This window comes from Micromonospora sp. NPDC003241 (assembly GCF_053589795.1).
In genome coordinates this window covers 32,754-47,629 of record NZ_JBSFSO010000014.1, presented here as the reverse complement: position 1 = coordinate 47,629, position 14,876 = coordinate 32,754, and the positions used below count along the sequence as shown (strand labels likewise).

Here is a 14,876-nt window from a genome sequence, read left to right as displayed (position 1 = left end):
GTCAGGCGGTGGTGGGGCGGCGGCCGGTGGTGGTGTGCATCAGGTAGCCCGACAGCATCAGCTCCGGGTCCATCAGCACCTCCCGCAACTCGGCCAGATCCTCGACGGTCATGCCGGCGGCCAGCAGCTCCTGCTCGCGCTGGATGGAGTTGGAACGGTGCAGCAGGCAGATACCGGTGCCGCCGCGCCACAACCGGGACTCGATACGGCTGTCCAGGTCGACCAGACCGGCGCGCCGCATCGCCTCCGGTGCCCGCTTCGCCCAGCCCATGTCCACACCCCGCGACTCACCGAAGGCCAGCAGAGCGTCCTGGAAACGGTCGATCAGGGCGGTGGCGCGGGGGCTGGGGCTGGCGCGGATCATGTCCCGCCAGGTGCAGTCCCAGTCCGCCACCACCAACACCCCACCCGGCGCCAACGCCGCCATCAGCTGGGTGAGGACCTGGTCGCGTTCGGGCAGGTGCATCAACACCAGACGGGCCACGATCGCCTGCTGCGCCCCCTCCAACTTCATCTGCCGGATGTCGCCGGCCCGCACGGTCACGGTCGAGCCGGCGGTGATGTGGCGGGGGTCGAGGTCCACGGCGGTCACGTGCCCACCCGGGGCGACCTGGTCGGCCAGCCAGGCGGTCAGCGTGCCCGCCCCGGCCCCGACGTCGGTGACCTTCCAGCCCGGTCCGATGCCCAGCTCGAACAGGGTCCGGCGGGTGCCCGGGTCGAGGACCTCACCCAGATGACGCAACTGGTGGGCGGCCTCGTCGGTGGCGTTGTCGAACATGTACCCGGCGGTCTGCCCGTCGGCGGTGGTCGTGGTCATGATGGATCTCCTCAGGAGCCGAGGGTGGTCAGGGTCTGCACGGTGCGGTTGACCCACACCTGCCCGTCCTGGGCGACCTCGCGCAGGTAGTACGCCTGCACGGGGGTGTGGTTCGTCGGCCCGAACTGCCAGGCGCCCCGGGGTGAGTCGATCGACCCGACCCGCGGCAGGGCCGCCGTCAACGACTGCGACGTCAGTTCACCCGCGACACCGCTCGGGGCATCTGGTGACGGTGCCGTGCTGTTCACCTGCGGGTTGCCCACGGCAGCCGGCGTCGTGGCCGCGGGTGCGGCGTCGGGTTGGGTGATCGCTTCGGCGATGGCCTTGTCCAGTACGAGCGCGGCGTCCCAGGCGCACACGTGGTAGATGTTCGGTAGCTTCCCGTCGTTGGCCGCCGTGTAGCGGCGTACGAAGTCCCGGTTGGCCGCGTTGTCGAGGGTGGTGGAGTAGTTCAGGGCGGTGTAGATGCCCTTGGCCTGCTCCCCCAAGGCCGCCAGTGGGGCGCCCTCGGTGAGGAACCCGGAGGCGTACAGCGGGATGGTGACGCCGTACTGGCGGTACTGCTTGACGAACTCGACCGCGCTGGCACCGGCGTAGAAGGTGTACACCGCCGCCGCGCTGGAACCCTTGATCTGCGTGAGGTACGGGGAGAACTCGGTGGTCGGGGCCGGTGCCCACGGCGTCCAGGTCGGTTTCCCGCCGGGGTTGGCGAGCTGGCCGCCGGCGGTGCGGAACGCGTCGACGAACCCGTTGATCTGGTCGTGGCCGCCGATGTAGTCCGGGCCGATCACCCACACCCGACCGTCGCGCACCTTCTCGTGCAGGTAGTGGGCGATCGACGCGCCGGTCTCCTGACTCAGCCACGACGTCGACCACAGGTAGGTGGGGTCGTCGACGGTGGAGGGCCGGCCGCCGATACCGATCAGCGGCACCTTGGTCTCGTTGAGCAGTGGGTAGAGGGTCTGGACCGTGTCGGCGGTCGCTCCGCCGACCAGGGCGAGGACCTTGTCCTGCTCGATCAGCTTGCGCGCCGAGGCCAGGGCGGTGGCCTTGCCGTCGCCCTCGTCGGCCTCGATCACCTTCACGGGACGGCCCCCGAGCCGGCCGCCGAGCTTGTCCAGGGCCAGGCGCCAGCCGGCGGCCTGGTCGTCGCCGATGGCCTTGTAGGGGCCGGACTTCGGCACGATCAGACCGATGCGGATCTCGTCGCCGCCGCTGTCCGGGTCGCCGAGGCTGGACCCGGAGCATCCGGAGACGGCGAGCAGCACGACGGCCACAGCAGCGGCGATGGTCAGCCGCCATCGGGGCCGGCGGGCGGGTAGTGGAGGAATCACGGGATGAGGGGTCCTTTCGAACGGTGACCGGGAAGGGAGAGAGGTCGGTGGTGCGGCGGGTGGTCGGTGGGCTCGGGCGTGACGAGGTGACGCAGCACGGCCAGCACGGATTCGGGTTCTGTGGCGTCGCAGGTCAGCACCGGGACCTGCGCGGTGACCCGCAGGGCGTCGCGGATCTCGTGGCGGTTACGGGCACCGCCGAGCGGCCGGTTGATCGCCACCAGGTACGGCAGCCGACACGCGTCGAGGTAGTCCAGGACCGGGTACGACATGGCCAACCGGCTGGTGTCGACCAGCACCACCGCCCCGCGCGCGCCGACGGCGAGGTGGTTCCACATCCACCACCAGCGCCGCTGGTCGGGGGTGGTCCGCAGCGCGACGGTGATACCGCCGGGCAGCGTGGCGAAGCCGATCTCCCATACGCTGCCGGGCCGACCCGCCAGCACCGCCTGGCCGTGGCAGGCGGCCCGTAGGAAGCAGGTCTTGCCCACCCCCGGTCCTCCGGCCACCAGCACCTTGGCCACCGAGGGGCGCTGGCCGAGCATGCGAGGCTCTGATTCCATGGTCGACATCGGTGTGCACGCGGTCAGCCGGTCGTGCGGGGGCCTGGCTTGACCGCCTCACCGATACGCGCCGCCAACGCCGCCAGCTCGTAGGCCACGGCGGCCGGATCGCAGTCGGCACGGGCCAGGGCCGCCAACGATGACCCGTCCGACACCTGCTGCACCACCAAGATGCCGTCGTGCATCATCAGCATCTGGAACTGCACGCCACCGGTCTCCAACAGGTCGGCGGTGCCGCGCGCCAGGCTGACCAGACCAGACACGATCGCCGCGAGCTGATCACCCCGGTCGCCGTCCAACGTGGCGGTGCTGGCCAGCAGCAGACCGTCACCGGACACCGCCACGACGTGCGCCACGTCGGGCATCTGCCGGGCCATGCCATCCAACACGACCGACAGCTGGGGATTGCGGGCATTCGCGGTAGAGGTGATGACGCTCATCAGCGTTCTCCTGTCGAAAGGGGAGGAGTCAACGCGGCTTTCAGGCCGCGCATCGTGCCGGCGACCTGAGCCCGAATCGCCGCCGGATCTATCGGTGGAGCAGCCCCAGCAGACAGACGGGGCGTCGATGACCCGCCCGGCACCACATGCGCCTGCGGACGTCGCCGAGGAAGACCAGACGCGGTCCGCCCATCCGTGGACGGGTCGGCGGCCGACGCCGCCGCCTGCCACCCCGCGTCCGCACCGGTGTGGAACCCGCCGTCACCAGGGCCATCGCCGCGAACCGGCCACAGCCACGGCGACTGAGCCGAGAGATGCCGGAACATCGGCGGCTCACCCGGCTCCACCGCCCCTGGCGGCAGCGGCAGGGGCCCGCGCTGACGAGGCACCGCCGGCAGTTCCATCGTCACGTCGGACGGCACCGGCCGCGCCCGCGGCGGCACCCCCGGCGCCGGTGCGCTCGGGCCCGCCCAACCGGTGCCGGTCCGAGGCATCGACGAGACAGCCGGCGACGCCGATACCGGATCAGGTCCGGCCGGACGGGGAGCCGCCTGGCCCGGCACCACGATCTCCCGCACCCGCACCCGCGTCACATACTCCGCCGGCACCACGACCTCAGCGGTTACACCAGTGGGTCGGGTCGCGTTCAGCCGTGCCCGCACCCCAAACTCGCGCGCCAGGCGGGAGACCACCACCAACCCCATCTGGTCGGTGACCGCGACCTCCACCTCCGGACTCGCCAACAACGTGTTGGCGCGCGCGAACTGCTCCGGCAGCAAACCCAGGCCGGTATCGACGACGAGGATCTGCACATCGTGTCCGGCCCACACCCCGAACACCTGCACGTCACCGGCGGAGAACCGGGTCGCGTTGTCCAACAACTCCGCCAGGATCGACTTGACCGCATCCACCGCACGAGCGTCGATCTCCACCTCGACCAGCCGCCCCACCCTGATCCGGGCGAACCCCTCGGTCTCCGACAACGCCGCGTTGACCAGATCAGCCAGCACCACCGGCTCCCGCTGCGACTGCCCAGGACCCCCACCGGCCACGATCAGCAGGTTCCCCCCATACCTGCGCAACCGGGTCGCCTGCTGATCCGCGGTGAACACCCGCGCCAACCGATCCGGGTCCTCCTCGTCACGCTCCAGCAGATCGATGCTGCCCAACAGTTGATCGGTCAACGTCTGCACCCGCCGCCCCACCGACGTGATCATCGCGCTGACCACGGCACGACTCCGCGCCTGACCTGCCACCGCATCCACCGCGGCCTTCAACACCTGGTTGAACGCCCCCGCGACCTGACCCACCTCGTCACGGCCGACGACCGGCACCGCCACCCCACCAGCGCCCTCAGCCACCTGCCGCGCCACCGCCGGATCCGACGTCGCCCGCAACCGCTGCACCAACGCGGGCAACTCCACCTCCGTCACCCGCCGCGCCCCCTGCTCCAACGACGACAACTGCGCGACCAACGACCGCGCCACCCGCACCGCCGTCACCACGGCAACCAGCACCATCACCACCAACACCACGGCCTGGACCACCGCCGACCGCACCTGCGCCAACCACAGGCCACGAGCAGCAGCCGAGATATCGGCATCAACAGACCTCTGCACCTGCGCCAGCAGATCGGCCCGGCTGGTCATCACCCGAGCCCACTGCTGCGCACCACCCGGCAACCGCACCGGCTCATACACCCCAGTGCCGGACACCACCCCGTCCAGCCGCACCGCCGCCAACACGTCCTCACCGGTCAACGTGCGGCCCAACCGCGCCCGCCACGACGGCCGCGCCAGGCCATCGAACTCGCGTAACGCCTCATCCTGCGCAGACCGCGCAGCCACAATCTCGGCATGCAACGCCGGCGTCAGCCGCCGCGCCGCCACCGCCTGCAACACCGCCACCTGCTGCTGACCCACCGACTCACGAGCCCGCGACAACGCCGCCGACGCCCGCATCTCATCCGCCAACTCCGGCGCAACACCACTCTGCGCCACCGCAAGAAGCAGATCATCCAGATCAGCCACCACACCCCGATAAGCGAACGCCACCGCTGACAAGGACACCGCCCCGTCACCACGAACGCGCTGCCGCTGCGCACTGACGTCCGACAGACCGCTGTCCACCCGCCCCAGCGCCGCCCGCACGCTCGTCGGAAGAGACTCCAGCCCGCCACGCCGCTCACGGAACCGTGACACCGCGTCTCCCGTGTCCTGCACCGCCCGCTCAAAATCTGCGGGGGTCACCTTCGAGCCCGGAAGAAGCAGACCCAGCGCGGCGATTCGCTCAGCTTGCAACCGCTGCGTCACCTCCGCAGCAGCCGCACTAGCACCGAACAACTCCCCCGCGCTCTGTGCCGCACTGGCCTCAGCGGCCGAGGACCAGAGGCCAAAACCAGTCGAGACCACCGCAGCCAACGCAGTCGGCACCACAATCAGCGCCGCCTTCAGCCGCACCGGCATATCCGCCAACCGGCGCAGCCTTGGATGGGCACCCCGCCTCGTTGCGCACTCCGAACCCAACACACTGCCTCTGGCTCTGCTAGTGGTTATCAATCTGACTCGCCGGCAACGATTCGCTGAACTGGTCTAGCGGCTAGGCGCGATGCAGTGGCGATGGTGGCCGCGGCCACCCAGACCATCATCGGGACCCGGATGGGCGACCATCTGGGTCAACCAACCGCTTGCCACCGTTGATCAAAACTGCGGTGGCAGGTCCCAAGCAGGCGTTCCGTCTACTCCGACACGTCCAGCTCAACAACATTTCGGTTGCCTACTTCCAGCTCTCCCTGCCATTCATTAAGATCTTGCCCACCGGACATTCATGGCGGGAACAGGGGGATGCACAGGTCTTGTACCAGTCTTGTACCAGCAACCCTCGCGGCACGTTAAGATCCAGCGACACCTGGCCAACCGACTTTGGGAGGCAGCCTCATGACGATGGTTGTGCGATGGACCGGCCAAGAGGCGCGGGCACTTCGACTAGCTCGCAGGATGAGTATCCGAGCATTTGCCACTCACTTGGGGATCTCTGCCGCCTCAATAGGGAACTGGGAGAAGCGGGGCAGCGATATCCGGTTGCGCCACGAGACGCAAGAAATCCTTGACCGTGATCTCAGCGGCGCCGCAGCGCATACCCGACAAAGATTCTTGGCAACTCTCGCCACGCTGACATCCCGTCGAGGTTCTGACCATCAGGTTCCACGCTCGGCAGAAGAATCTGACGGCCCTTGGCTTGATCGCGAGCACGGGAATGAGCAGCTCGAGGAGCTAGACATCGGTCAGGTCTTTCGTCTCGTGAAATCCGTCTCGCAGGAGTACCTTCATGCCCCACCAAGCACAGTCTTTCGGAAGGCTGTGCACTTGGCCGAGAGTGTAATGCGACGCGCCCAATTCTGTGACGGCGCTAGAAGTAGAGATTTCCACCTCGCCGCTGGATACCTCCACGCCATGGTCGGCTGGATGGCAGGAGATTGTGACCATCTGAACGCTGCTCGACAATACAACTGGACAGCCTGGTTGTGCGCGGACTTAGCCGCCGATCCGACCCTGAAAGCCTGGGTATTATCCAGCATGAGCAAGACTGCGATGTGGGCCGGAGAATTCGCTCAATCCGCCGACCTTGCCGCCCGCGGACGTTTATACCCTGCGATCGGTTCCGTCCACACGATGCTGGCTTGCCAAGAGGCAGATGCTCTCGCGGAGGGCGGTTCTGCGGCACGAGCACGGCAACTCATCACCGCCATCCCCTGCTCCACAGGGGCAGTTTCTGCCGACGAAGTCTCCGGCCTGCTCTCCTGCAACCAGACTCGACGTATCAACTACGTGACCTCGGTGTTAGCGAGGAGCGGCCAGCCAGAGCATGCAGCCCGTACGGCTATGGCTCTACTCGACGGCACCGACGGCGCCCATGCGGCGCAAGGCACTCTCGCCCAGCTACGGATCACCGCGGCCCGTGGCTACGCCACGATGGGTGATGTTGAACTAGCCGCCCACGTACTCGGCCCTGTCCTGGCAGCACCAGCAGAGAGGAGGCTGGCTACTGTCGCCCATCGCCTAGCGCAACTAGACAGGACAATCACTACCCTGCCAAGCCTGCGCGCGCAGCGCTCCACGCCGGCACTATCCTCTGCGATAGAGACCTACTGCGAAGGGCACCCCGCTCCCATCGCACCGAGCACCGAGGTCCCTAGCGCGGCAGGAGGAGTCACACATGAGCAGCGTCCATGCTGATCGAGTCCGCGACCACTGGTACTGGCGCCCGGGATGGTCCGTCGGAAGGCGCTTCTACACCTGGCACATCACTTTCGCTCACCAGCCACAGGTCGCAAAACTGGCCGACACTTACCGTACTGCGCTCGACACGATCCCGTGCCTCGATCCCATCCCCCCACAATGGCTTCACTTGACCATGCAAGGCGTCGGCTTCGTCGATGAGGTCGACGAAGCCGACGTCAAGCGCATCATCGAGGCGACACAGGCACGGTGCAAGGTGCTGGAGCCATTCGATCTCAGCCTCGGTGCACCGAATGTCGATCCGGAGTCAATCCAGATCGCCATCGAGCCCGCCAATCCCGTCCGCCAGCTTCGATCTGCCATTCGACGCGCTATAGCCGATGTATGGGGAAGCGAACGGGTTCCAGAAGCCGAAGGCCCCTTCAATCCCCATATGAGCCTAGCTTACACAAATAGCGAGGCATCCGGGGAACCGCTGGCAGCGGCCATCCAGCAGGTCTCCGCAGATCCGGTTATAGCTCATGTACGCGGGTGTCAGCTGATCGTTCTTCATCGTGATAACCGAATGTACGAGTGGGATGATTATGCTGCCGTTGAGCTCGGATCCGGGTAGCCAACCGGATCAAACGACAACGGGATTTCGTCATAAGCGAAGCATGCACCGCGACATGGCGAAAGCCTCATCACGACGGCGACTAAACCCAGTACCCCTGTATTGAACGACTGAACTGGGACGCCCCACCGACAGCACCCACGGACTTGTCACTTGAGCATGGAACACCACGCCTACACCCCCCGAATCCGACAGTCTACGCCTCACATCCGTCGCGGTTGAGGCATCACGACGACGTCGACTGCGGAATCGGCACCCAGTTGAATTCGGGGCAGTAGCGGGCGTAGGTGACGAGTTTCCACGATGCGTAGTCGTCGAGGCGGCCGGCGCTCCACAGCAGGTGCTTGATCCATGTGTGAGCGATACGTTCTTCACGGCTCATACTGGTGTCGATTTCGTCGAGCATGCGGCAGGCAATCTCGAAATCGTGCTCAGTGAGAGCAGAAAGGTCGATCTCAATCCCGTCAAGAGTGAAACTATAAACCAGACGGGTGGTTTTGAAGCTCGTGTATCGCTCGCCTTTAAAGGCGGCGTGGCCGTTGAGGGCCTCGTGCAACGAGTGTCGTTCTGTCACTGGGTAGCCGATGCCCAGGTCGAGGTCGGAGTTGTCCAGATTGAGCTGATTGCCGAAGCTGCCGACATCGCGCGGGGTGCGGCCGGTCCACGATTGGACCAGGTCGGCGGCCTTGCTGCGGGTTGCCAGCAGCGCCGGGTCGTGAACGCGGCGCTGCTGCCAGAAAGCTTCGGCCCGAGCGAATTCTGCCGGGGGAAAGGTGCTGGGATCGGCCCAGCCTGCGGCGACGACGGCGTCGAGGTCCAGCGCAGCGTCGGATGTGGTTGACCAGAGGGAGTGCGGTGCGTCTGACATTGCCATACGGTATTCCATGTTCTGACGGTTGACGGGCATTTGTGACGTTGTGTCAGTGACCAGGCGCGTGGCGTGGAAGGGCTGGGTCAGGTGCCGCAGGGATCGCTGGCGTTGATCAATTGCCAGTCGCCGTAACGTCGCTGCCAGCGGCCAAACTCGCGGCTCAGGAGGTCAGCGGCGTCGGCAGGCAGGGCCGGCAGCACGCGGGCGACGGTAGCAGCCATGTGGTCGGCAAGGTCAAGGAGTTCTCCATCCATCGCGACGCGCAGGGCAGTGTCGAGATGGGCGGGCTCGGGCGGTGCCGGCGATCGGGTGGCAATGAGGTCGAGGGATCGAGCAAGGACGTTGAAGGCATGGTCTTTGATCGTGGCGCGTGCGGTACGGATGGCCTGCTGCGGGGGGCCGTCGAGGATCTTCTCCAGGGACTTGCAGGTGTAGTCGAGGGCGAAGTTTCGGTCGATCCATAGCTGGGCGTGATAGGCAGCGCGGCCGATGCGCCAGTCGGCGTAGTGGGCTTCGACGCGGCCCATGGTGGGGTCGGGGGCGCCAGTGAGCCCGGCGGCGTGGGCGCGTCTGGTGTAGGCAGCGCCGATGAGGCACTCCATGCCGACGAGCATGTAGGAGATTGCGGTGTAGAAGGGGCGACCTTGGCTGTGTGTGGCGACGAAGTCCTGGTCTCGCACACCATCAACGATCTCTTCGACGGCGAGTTGCGGTAAGGGCTTCAGCAGCAAGTCTGTGCGTGCCTGGAAGTCGTGGGTCGCCTTGAGTTCGTCAAGGCTCATCATCTGGTCGAAGGTGATGTAGGTAAACCGGGTCGGCACGCCCAGTGCGGACAGCGTTCTGACGGCCAGCACGTTCTGCTCGGCGGTGGTCTCCTTGTTGAACCGTTGCAGGATGGAGGTGACGCCCGACTCGACGCCGAACAGCATTCGGCGTAGCCCGAGCGCCAACAGGTGTCGCCACATTGTGGCTCGTTCGATGTGCCAGGCGCGGTCCCGGTCCAGGTCCACGACTTGGTCGATGCGACATGAGGATTCCCACCGGAAGCCGCTCTGGTGCAGGGTGGCGGCCAGGCTGAGTACACGCGGCACCGCGTCCGCATCGCCCCCGATGATTTCCTCGTCGACGAGGTAGAGGGTGCGGGAGATGTCGGGGTGGCGGTCGAACACGGTACGGATCTCACGCAAGATCCAGGGCAGCTTCTGTGGTGGGCCACCAGCCCACCGTCCTTTATGGGAGCGGGGGCAGAAGCTGCATGTGTTGGTGCAGCCACGGGAGGTTTCGAGCTGGGCGACACCTCTATGCTCAAAGGTGGAGCCGAGCAGGTCCAGCTCGGGAAGAAAGTCCTCCTGTGAACGGTTGGCCACCGTAGCGGTGTGCCTGATCGTTCTGCCGATCGTCAGGCGTCCGGGCGTGGCAGCGCCGGCATAGCCCAAACCGCGAACCGCGTGGAGTGGAAGGTCACCGTGGACGTGGCTGATGATGTCGGCGATGGTGGGTTCGCCGGCACCACGGGCGATCAGTAGGTGTGGGTATTGCTGAAGCAGCACGCGCTCGTTGCGGGCGGTGAGACTTCCGCCAGCCAGGACCAGCGGTGGGCGCTGTCGACTGTATAGGTGGTCGAGGAGGCGGATCATCAGGTCGTGCTGGCCGAAGGTGGCGGAGATACCGACGATGTCCGGTTGCCGGGTCTCGATGGCGGCAGTCAGGTCTTCGAGGGTGTTGCCGAGCTGCATGTCCATCAGTCGGACCTGGCCGGACAGGGTCGCGCGGGCGGCCCGGGCAAGGTCGGAGATTGCCAGAGGGAAACGCGGCAGCGGGAAGTGCTCAGCGTGGTAGAGGGCAGTGAGCAGGATTGTCGGATGTAGCAGGCGGTGGGCGCCGTCGTCGGTGAGGGTGCCGGTCGACAGCCACCGGTGTGGGTGCTCGACGTTGATGCGGTGACGGGTCCATGCGGGCCAGTCGCGGGAGGCAAGGGCTTCGCCGTTGAGTTCGGTCACGGTCCAGCCAGGACGGTCGCAGTGTTCGGCGAGCAGGAGTCGTCGATCCAAGGTGCCGGTGAGGGTGAAGCGGCCGGGTAGCCATCTGGCGAGGGCATCGGTCATGGCGGTCGGTTCGGTCAGGGACACGTGCCGTAGACGGGCGTCGGCGCTCGCGTCCTGTCCGGTGGCGTGGGTGATGGTGTCGAGGAGCCTCTGGTGCACGGGATCAGACATCGACTACTCCCAGAGTCCACGTGCTGACGTGGTAACGGTGTGTGATGGCGGATGGGTGTGGAGTGCCTGACCCAGGACGGTGAGTCGTGGGTCTCGGCCGGTGACGAGTCGGTTAGCTGGCCAGAGGTAGACGCAGGGTTGCGGCGAGGGCCGAGTGGTCGGACAGGGCCTGCGTGCGGGGGGCGTGCAGGTAATTGCAGTGGAGCAGGCCCGGTAGGTCGTGGGTGGTGCAGAAGAGGTGGTCGAAGCGGTAGCCGAGACCGGCGCGACCGAACCAGGAGTGCTCGTCGGCGTCAGGGTGTCGGTGACGGAAGCCGTCTGAGAATCCCGCGTCGGTGAACGCTCGGTAGAAGTCGTACTCCCAGACGCCGAACACGCTGTGGTGGGGTTGGTGGCCGGGTTCGAGGACGTTGAGGTCGCCAGCGATGAGGACCGGCAGGCCGGTGAAGGCACTGCGAAGGTGTGGCAGCAGGGTCGCGATCTCGGTTTGGAAGGCGCGCTTGGCGACGTTGCGGTGGGCTTTCGGGCCCCGGGAGGGCACGTACAAACCGGCTATGGCTAAGGCAACACGGCCGGAAAGAGCGATGCTCGCGGTAACGAGTCGACCTGGGTAAGCGCCGGTGTACAGGTGGTCGGCGGCGGTCAGCGTCCCGACTCGGGTGGCGAGCAGGGTGCGATAGTCGCCGGTCGGTGCGGGACAGAGCACGGTGTAGCCGTGGTCGGCCAGCAAGGCAGCGTGCGCGTCGCCACTGGCGGGTACCTCGGTGAGGACCACGATGTCGGCATCGTCCAGCGCGGTGAGCCAATCGATCTGCCGGCGGGCCCGAGCAGCGGAGGCGTGCTGAACGTTCCAGGTGATCAGGCTGACGACGTCGGTGCGCGCCGGCGGGCGGATGCGAGTCTGAGTGAACAGCGAGGGTTGGTAGGTCACCGGCCTACCGCCCTCCGTCGGCGGGTTCGTCGAGGAACACCTGTCCGGTGCTGTCGAGGCGTTGTTGGACCCGCCCCATCACCGTGCGGGCGGCGGTGAGGATGTCCTCGTCGGGTGGTTGGGGGCCGAGACAGGTCAGGTTTCTTAGCACCTGGTCGGGATGGGTGAAACCGACCAGGACCGCCGCCTGCTGTGACCGTGAGAGGCACGACCAGAGCGCGACTCGGATGAAGTCGCGCGGTCCGACCGGGCTGTCGGTCCAGGGGCGAGTCGGGTCGCGGACGAGTAGCGTGCGTAGTTCGTCGAGGCCCTCGTTGATCGCCGCGGTGGCGTTCGGGTCGGTGAACCAGCGTTTGCGGGTGCGATGGTCACCATCGCCGAACGTGCGCTGCCCGCTACGCGGGTGAGTGCCGGTGAGCAGGCCCTGTCCGAGCGGCTTGTTGATCAGTACACCCACCTGATGAGCTTCGGCGAAGGCGAAGAGACCCGCCGAGCGATCAGAGGGGGTCAGCAGGTTGTCGCGTACGGCGAGGATGTCGGGACGTATCACACCGAAGAGGCGGTGAAACCGTGCGATCTTGTCATCGCGCTGGTCGGGTGCAGTGGTGAACCGGTCGAGAGCATAGCGATGAGGACCACGCATCCCCACCGCTCGGATCAGCCCCTCAGCGCGAAGCTCACGCATCATCGCCGCCGCAGCTTCCAAATACTGATCATCCGGCCCGAAGCTGTTGTGGTGCAGGAAGTAGATGTCCAGGTAGTCGGTACCGAGGTTGTCAAGACTCTGCGCCAACTGGCGACGCATATGTCGTGGCTCATAACCGTGCGCTGCGGTGCCCGCAAAGTAGCCGACCTTGGAAACGAGCACCAGGTCATCTCGACCCACCTCTGACACCAGACCACCGAGAAGGCGTTCGGAATGACCATGACCGTAGACATCTGCGGTGTCGAACAGTCGCGCCCCCAGCGCGTATGCCCGCCGAAGCCCCTCTGCGGAGGCGGCGTCGGTGCCAGTGGACCAGCCCATGGGAAGACCAAGGTTATGGTCGGGACCACCGATCGCCCAGCAGCCGAGGCCAAGGGCAGGCACGGCCATACCAGTGTTACCAAGTATCCGCTGCGGCAGTGCCGTGAGGTCCATACAGCCTCCGAAGGAAGCGGGCCGCAGTTCGAGGGCCAGAATCGTAGCAGTGGACGGCATCACCGTTCATTAGCAACGACCTCTGCCGTCGAGCCTGCTGGCAGAGTCCGGCACTTAACACTGCCGCAACCGAGCAGCGTCCCTGCGGTACAGCGGACGACTCTCGTCCGATCCCCAGTGATGTGATTCTGCCTCCGAGGGGTGCGGCGGGGAACGCCAAGACGTACAAGTTCTGTGCTGGTCCTGTACTACTTCCGAGCCAATGGAGCACCGGGAATCGGCCGCATGGCTCTCCTACGGCGTGGGCCTGTCTCGCCAACGGCTCTGTCTCACATTCGTGGTGACTGAGGGTGCTGGTCAGCTAAGCAGGATTCGGTGTCGTAGGAAAGCGGAGCCCGCTCGTCCGCACATCTGTCGTTTGATCAGTTTGGTGTTTGTGTTCTAGCTGTGCGACTGCCGACGGATGACAGGACACCGGACGATTCCGCCAATCAGAGCCCAGCCTGGCCTTGATCTCGGCCGCGTCGGCCTTGTGTCGCGCGGAGCGCGCCGAGCACGCGGATGGCTGCAGAGTTCGGCGCGGTATGCGGCGACATCGCGGTCGGCGCGGGCGGCTGCAGCGCGGGCGGCTGCGGCTTCCTACAACGCCTGCTCGGGCAGTCGGCGTGGAGCCTGTCGGTCAGCAGCGCCGTGGACGCCCTTACGGGTAGCGCTCCTCGGCGCTGACGGAGCCGATGAACCTCGTCAGCTCGGTGGTGAGTCCCTGCTCAGCTCGGGCGGCACATCGTCCGGTAACGCCCGGGCGGGGCACCATGTGACCGGGCAAAGGCACGGCTGAACGCCGGCGCGGAGTTGTAGCCGACGGCTGCCGCGATGGACTCGACGGGCTGGTCGGTGGTCCTCAGGCGGCTGGCGGCGACGTCCAGCCGCCATTGGGTGAGGTAGGCGGCGGGTGCCAGGCCGAGAGCCGCGGAAAAGCGGCGGGTGAGGGTCGACCGTGAGGCGGCGACCGCGGCAGCGAGGCTCTCGGTGGTCCATTGGCGGGCAGGGTCGGCATGGAGGTGCTGCAATGCGCGGTGGACCACCGGGTCGCCCATCATGCCGAGCCAAGTGCCTCGGCGTTCGCCGGCACGAGTGGGCAACCAGGCGCGCAGCACCTGGATCAGGGCGATGTCGATAAGCGAGGCGAGCACCGTCGTGGTGGCAATCTGCGGATGGGCGAGTTCGCGGCCGAGCATCCGGACGGTGTCGTCGAGGTCGCCGGCACCGGTGCTGCCCTGGACGTGCATCAGCTCGGGCAAGGCGCAAAGGAGTTGGGTCTTTAAGGTGCGGTCGCAGTCCGATTCGTAGGTGATGGTGATGATCCTGGTGTCCGGGGCACTGGTGCCGAGCCGGACCGCCTCGCCAGTCCGCCGGACCCGGGCCAGCTCGACCGGATCACAGGCTGTCACCGGCGAACCGGGGGCGTCACCCAGCACATAGGAGACTCCCGCCGCGAGTAAAACGACATCACCGGCGCCCAGCCGCAGCGGCGAACGCCCCGCCCTCGTCAGCCATGCCTCGCCCGCGGTGATGGCGTGCAGACCCGCAGCCGAGCTGTCCTCGCCGGCGACAGCCCACCGCCCGCCGGCCTCGACGCACGCGCCGAGCGTGCCTCGAACCCTGGCCACTCTCAGCACATCACTCACCACATCCATGATGCGCAAGGTTAA

At 66.6% G+C, this 14,876-nt stretch carries 11 protein-coding genes; 1 reads left to right on the top strand and 10 read right to left on the bottom strand.

Annotated features, from left to right (window positions below):
• Position 1: 1 nt before the first annotated feature.
• The 5 genes from ACWDVW_RS14150 to ACWDVW_RS14130 are packed head-to-tail and all read right to left on the bottom strand — an operon-like array spanning position 2 to position 5,682.
• Positions 2–817, bottom strand: a complete 816-nt coding sequence (locus tag ACWDVW_RS14150) for a class I SAM-dependent methyltransferase (protein WP_449948180.1) — start codon at positions 815–817, stop codon at positions 2–4.
• Between the two features lie 11 nt (positions 818–828).
• Positions 829–2,151, bottom strand: a complete 1,323-nt coding sequence (locus ACWDVW_RS14145) for an ABC transporter substrate-binding protein (RefSeq protein ID WP_449948177.1) — start codon at positions 2,149–2,151, stop codon at positions 829–831.
• Positions 2,148–2,714, bottom strand: coding sequence for a GTP-binding protein (locus tag ACWDVW_RS14140; RefSeq protein WP_449948174.1), 567 nt, complete (start codon positions 2,712–2,714; stop codon positions 2,148–2,150). The genes ACWDVW_RS14145 and ACWDVW_RS14140 overlap by 4 nt, the downstream gene beginning before the upstream one ends.
• 23 nt (positions 2,715–2,737) lie before the next feature.
• Entirely contained in the window at positions 2,738–3,154 is a 417-nt protein-coding gene (locus ACWDVW_RS14135; RefSeq protein WP_117231219.1) for a roadblock/LC7 domain-containing protein, read from the bottom strand.
• Positions 3,154–5,682 (bottom strand): nitrate- and nitrite sensing domain-containing protein, encoded by a 2,529-nt coding sequence (locus tag ACWDVW_RS14130; RefSeq protein ID WP_449948169.1) that lies wholly within the window; start codon positions 5,680–5,682, stop codon positions 3,154–3,156. Before ACWDVW_RS14130 ends, ACWDVW_RS14135 begins: the two co-directional genes overlap by 1 nt.
• 1,687 nt (positions 5,683–7,369) lie before the next feature.
• On the opposite strand from ACWDVW_RS14130, the gene ACWDVW_RS14125 reads away from it, so the two are divergent.
• On the top strand, positions 7,370–8,005 hold the full coding sequence (locus ACWDVW_RS14125) for a 2'-5' RNA ligase family protein (RefSeq protein WP_449948167.1): 636 nt from the start codon (positions 7,370–7,372) through the stop codon (positions 8,003–8,005).
• A 226-nt stretch (positions 8,006–8,231) separates the two neighbouring features.
• On the opposite strand, the gene ACWDVW_RS14120 is transcribed toward ACWDVW_RS14125, so the two are convergent.
• From ACWDVW_RS14120 to ACWDVW_RS14100, 5 genes are all read right to left on the bottom strand, one after another.
• Positions 8,232–8,873, bottom strand: a complete 642-nt coding sequence (locus ACWDVW_RS14120; RefSeq protein ID WP_449948164.1) for a hypothetical protein — start codon at positions 8,871–8,873, stop codon at positions 8,232–8,234.
• 86 nt (positions 8,874–8,959) lie between these two features.
• A complete protein-coding gene (locus ACWDVW_RS14115; RefSeq protein WP_449948161.1) occupies positions 8,960–11,092 on the bottom strand; it encodes a B12-binding domain-containing radical SAM protein in 2,133 nt (710 codons plus the stop codon).
• Between the two features lie 112 nt (positions 11,093–11,204).
• Positions 11,205–12,023: an endonuclease/exonuclease/phosphatase family protein gene (locus ACWDVW_RS14110; RefSeq protein ID WP_449948158.1), complete on the bottom strand. Its 819-nt coding sequence runs from the start codon at positions 12,021–12,023 to the stop codon at positions 11,205–11,207.
• A 4-nt stretch (positions 12,024–12,027) separates the two neighbouring features.
• Positions 12,028–13,164: an aldo/keto reductase gene (locus tag ACWDVW_RS14105; protein ID WP_449948154.1), complete on the bottom strand. Its 1,137-nt coding sequence runs from the start codon at positions 13,162–13,164 to the stop codon at positions 12,028–12,030.
• A 767-nt stretch (positions 13,165–13,931) separates the two neighbouring features.
• On the bottom strand, positions 13,932–14,861 hold the full coding sequence (locus ACWDVW_RS14100) for a cupin domain-containing protein (RefSeq protein ID WP_449948152.1): 930 nt from the start codon (positions 14,859–14,861) through the stop codon (positions 13,932–13,934).
• Positions 14,862–14,876: the final 15 nt, after the last annotated feature.

Excerpts from the sequence above, each read along its gene's own strand:
- ACWDVW_RS14140 (WP_449948174.1), bottom strand. The coding sequence starts at position 2,714 with ATGGAATCAGAGCCTCGCATGCTCGGCCAGCGCCCCTCGGTGGCCAAG.
- ACWDVW_RS14105 (WP_449948154.1), bottom strand. The coding sequence starts at position 13,164 with ATGGACCTCACGGCACTGCCGCAGCGGATACTTGGTAACACTGGTATG.
- ACWDVW_RS14120 (WP_449948164.1), bottom strand. The coding sequence starts at position 8,873 with ATGTCAGACGCACCGCACTCCCTCTGGTCAACCACATCCGACGCTGCG.
- ACWDVW_RS14125 (WP_449948167.1), top strand. The coding sequence starts at position 7,370 with ATGAGCAGCGTCCATGCTGATCGAGTCCGCGACCACTGGTACTGGCGC.
- ACWDVW_RS14100 (WP_449948152.1), bottom strand. The coding sequence starts at position 14,861 with ATGGATGTGGTGAGTGATGTGCTGAGAGTGGCCAGGGTTCGAGGCACG.
- ACWDVW_RS14150 (WP_449948180.1), bottom strand. The coding sequence starts at position 817 with ATGACCACGACCACCGCCGACGGGCAGACCGCCGGGTACATGTTCGAC.
- ACWDVW_RS14115 (WP_449948161.1), bottom strand. The coding sequence starts at position 11,092 with ATGTCTGATCCCGTGCACCAGAGGCTCCTCGACACCATCACCCACGCC.
- ACWDVW_RS14135 (WP_117231219.1), bottom strand. The coding sequence starts at position 3,154 with ATGAGCGTCATCACCTCTACCGCGAATGCCCGCAATCCCCAGCTGTCG.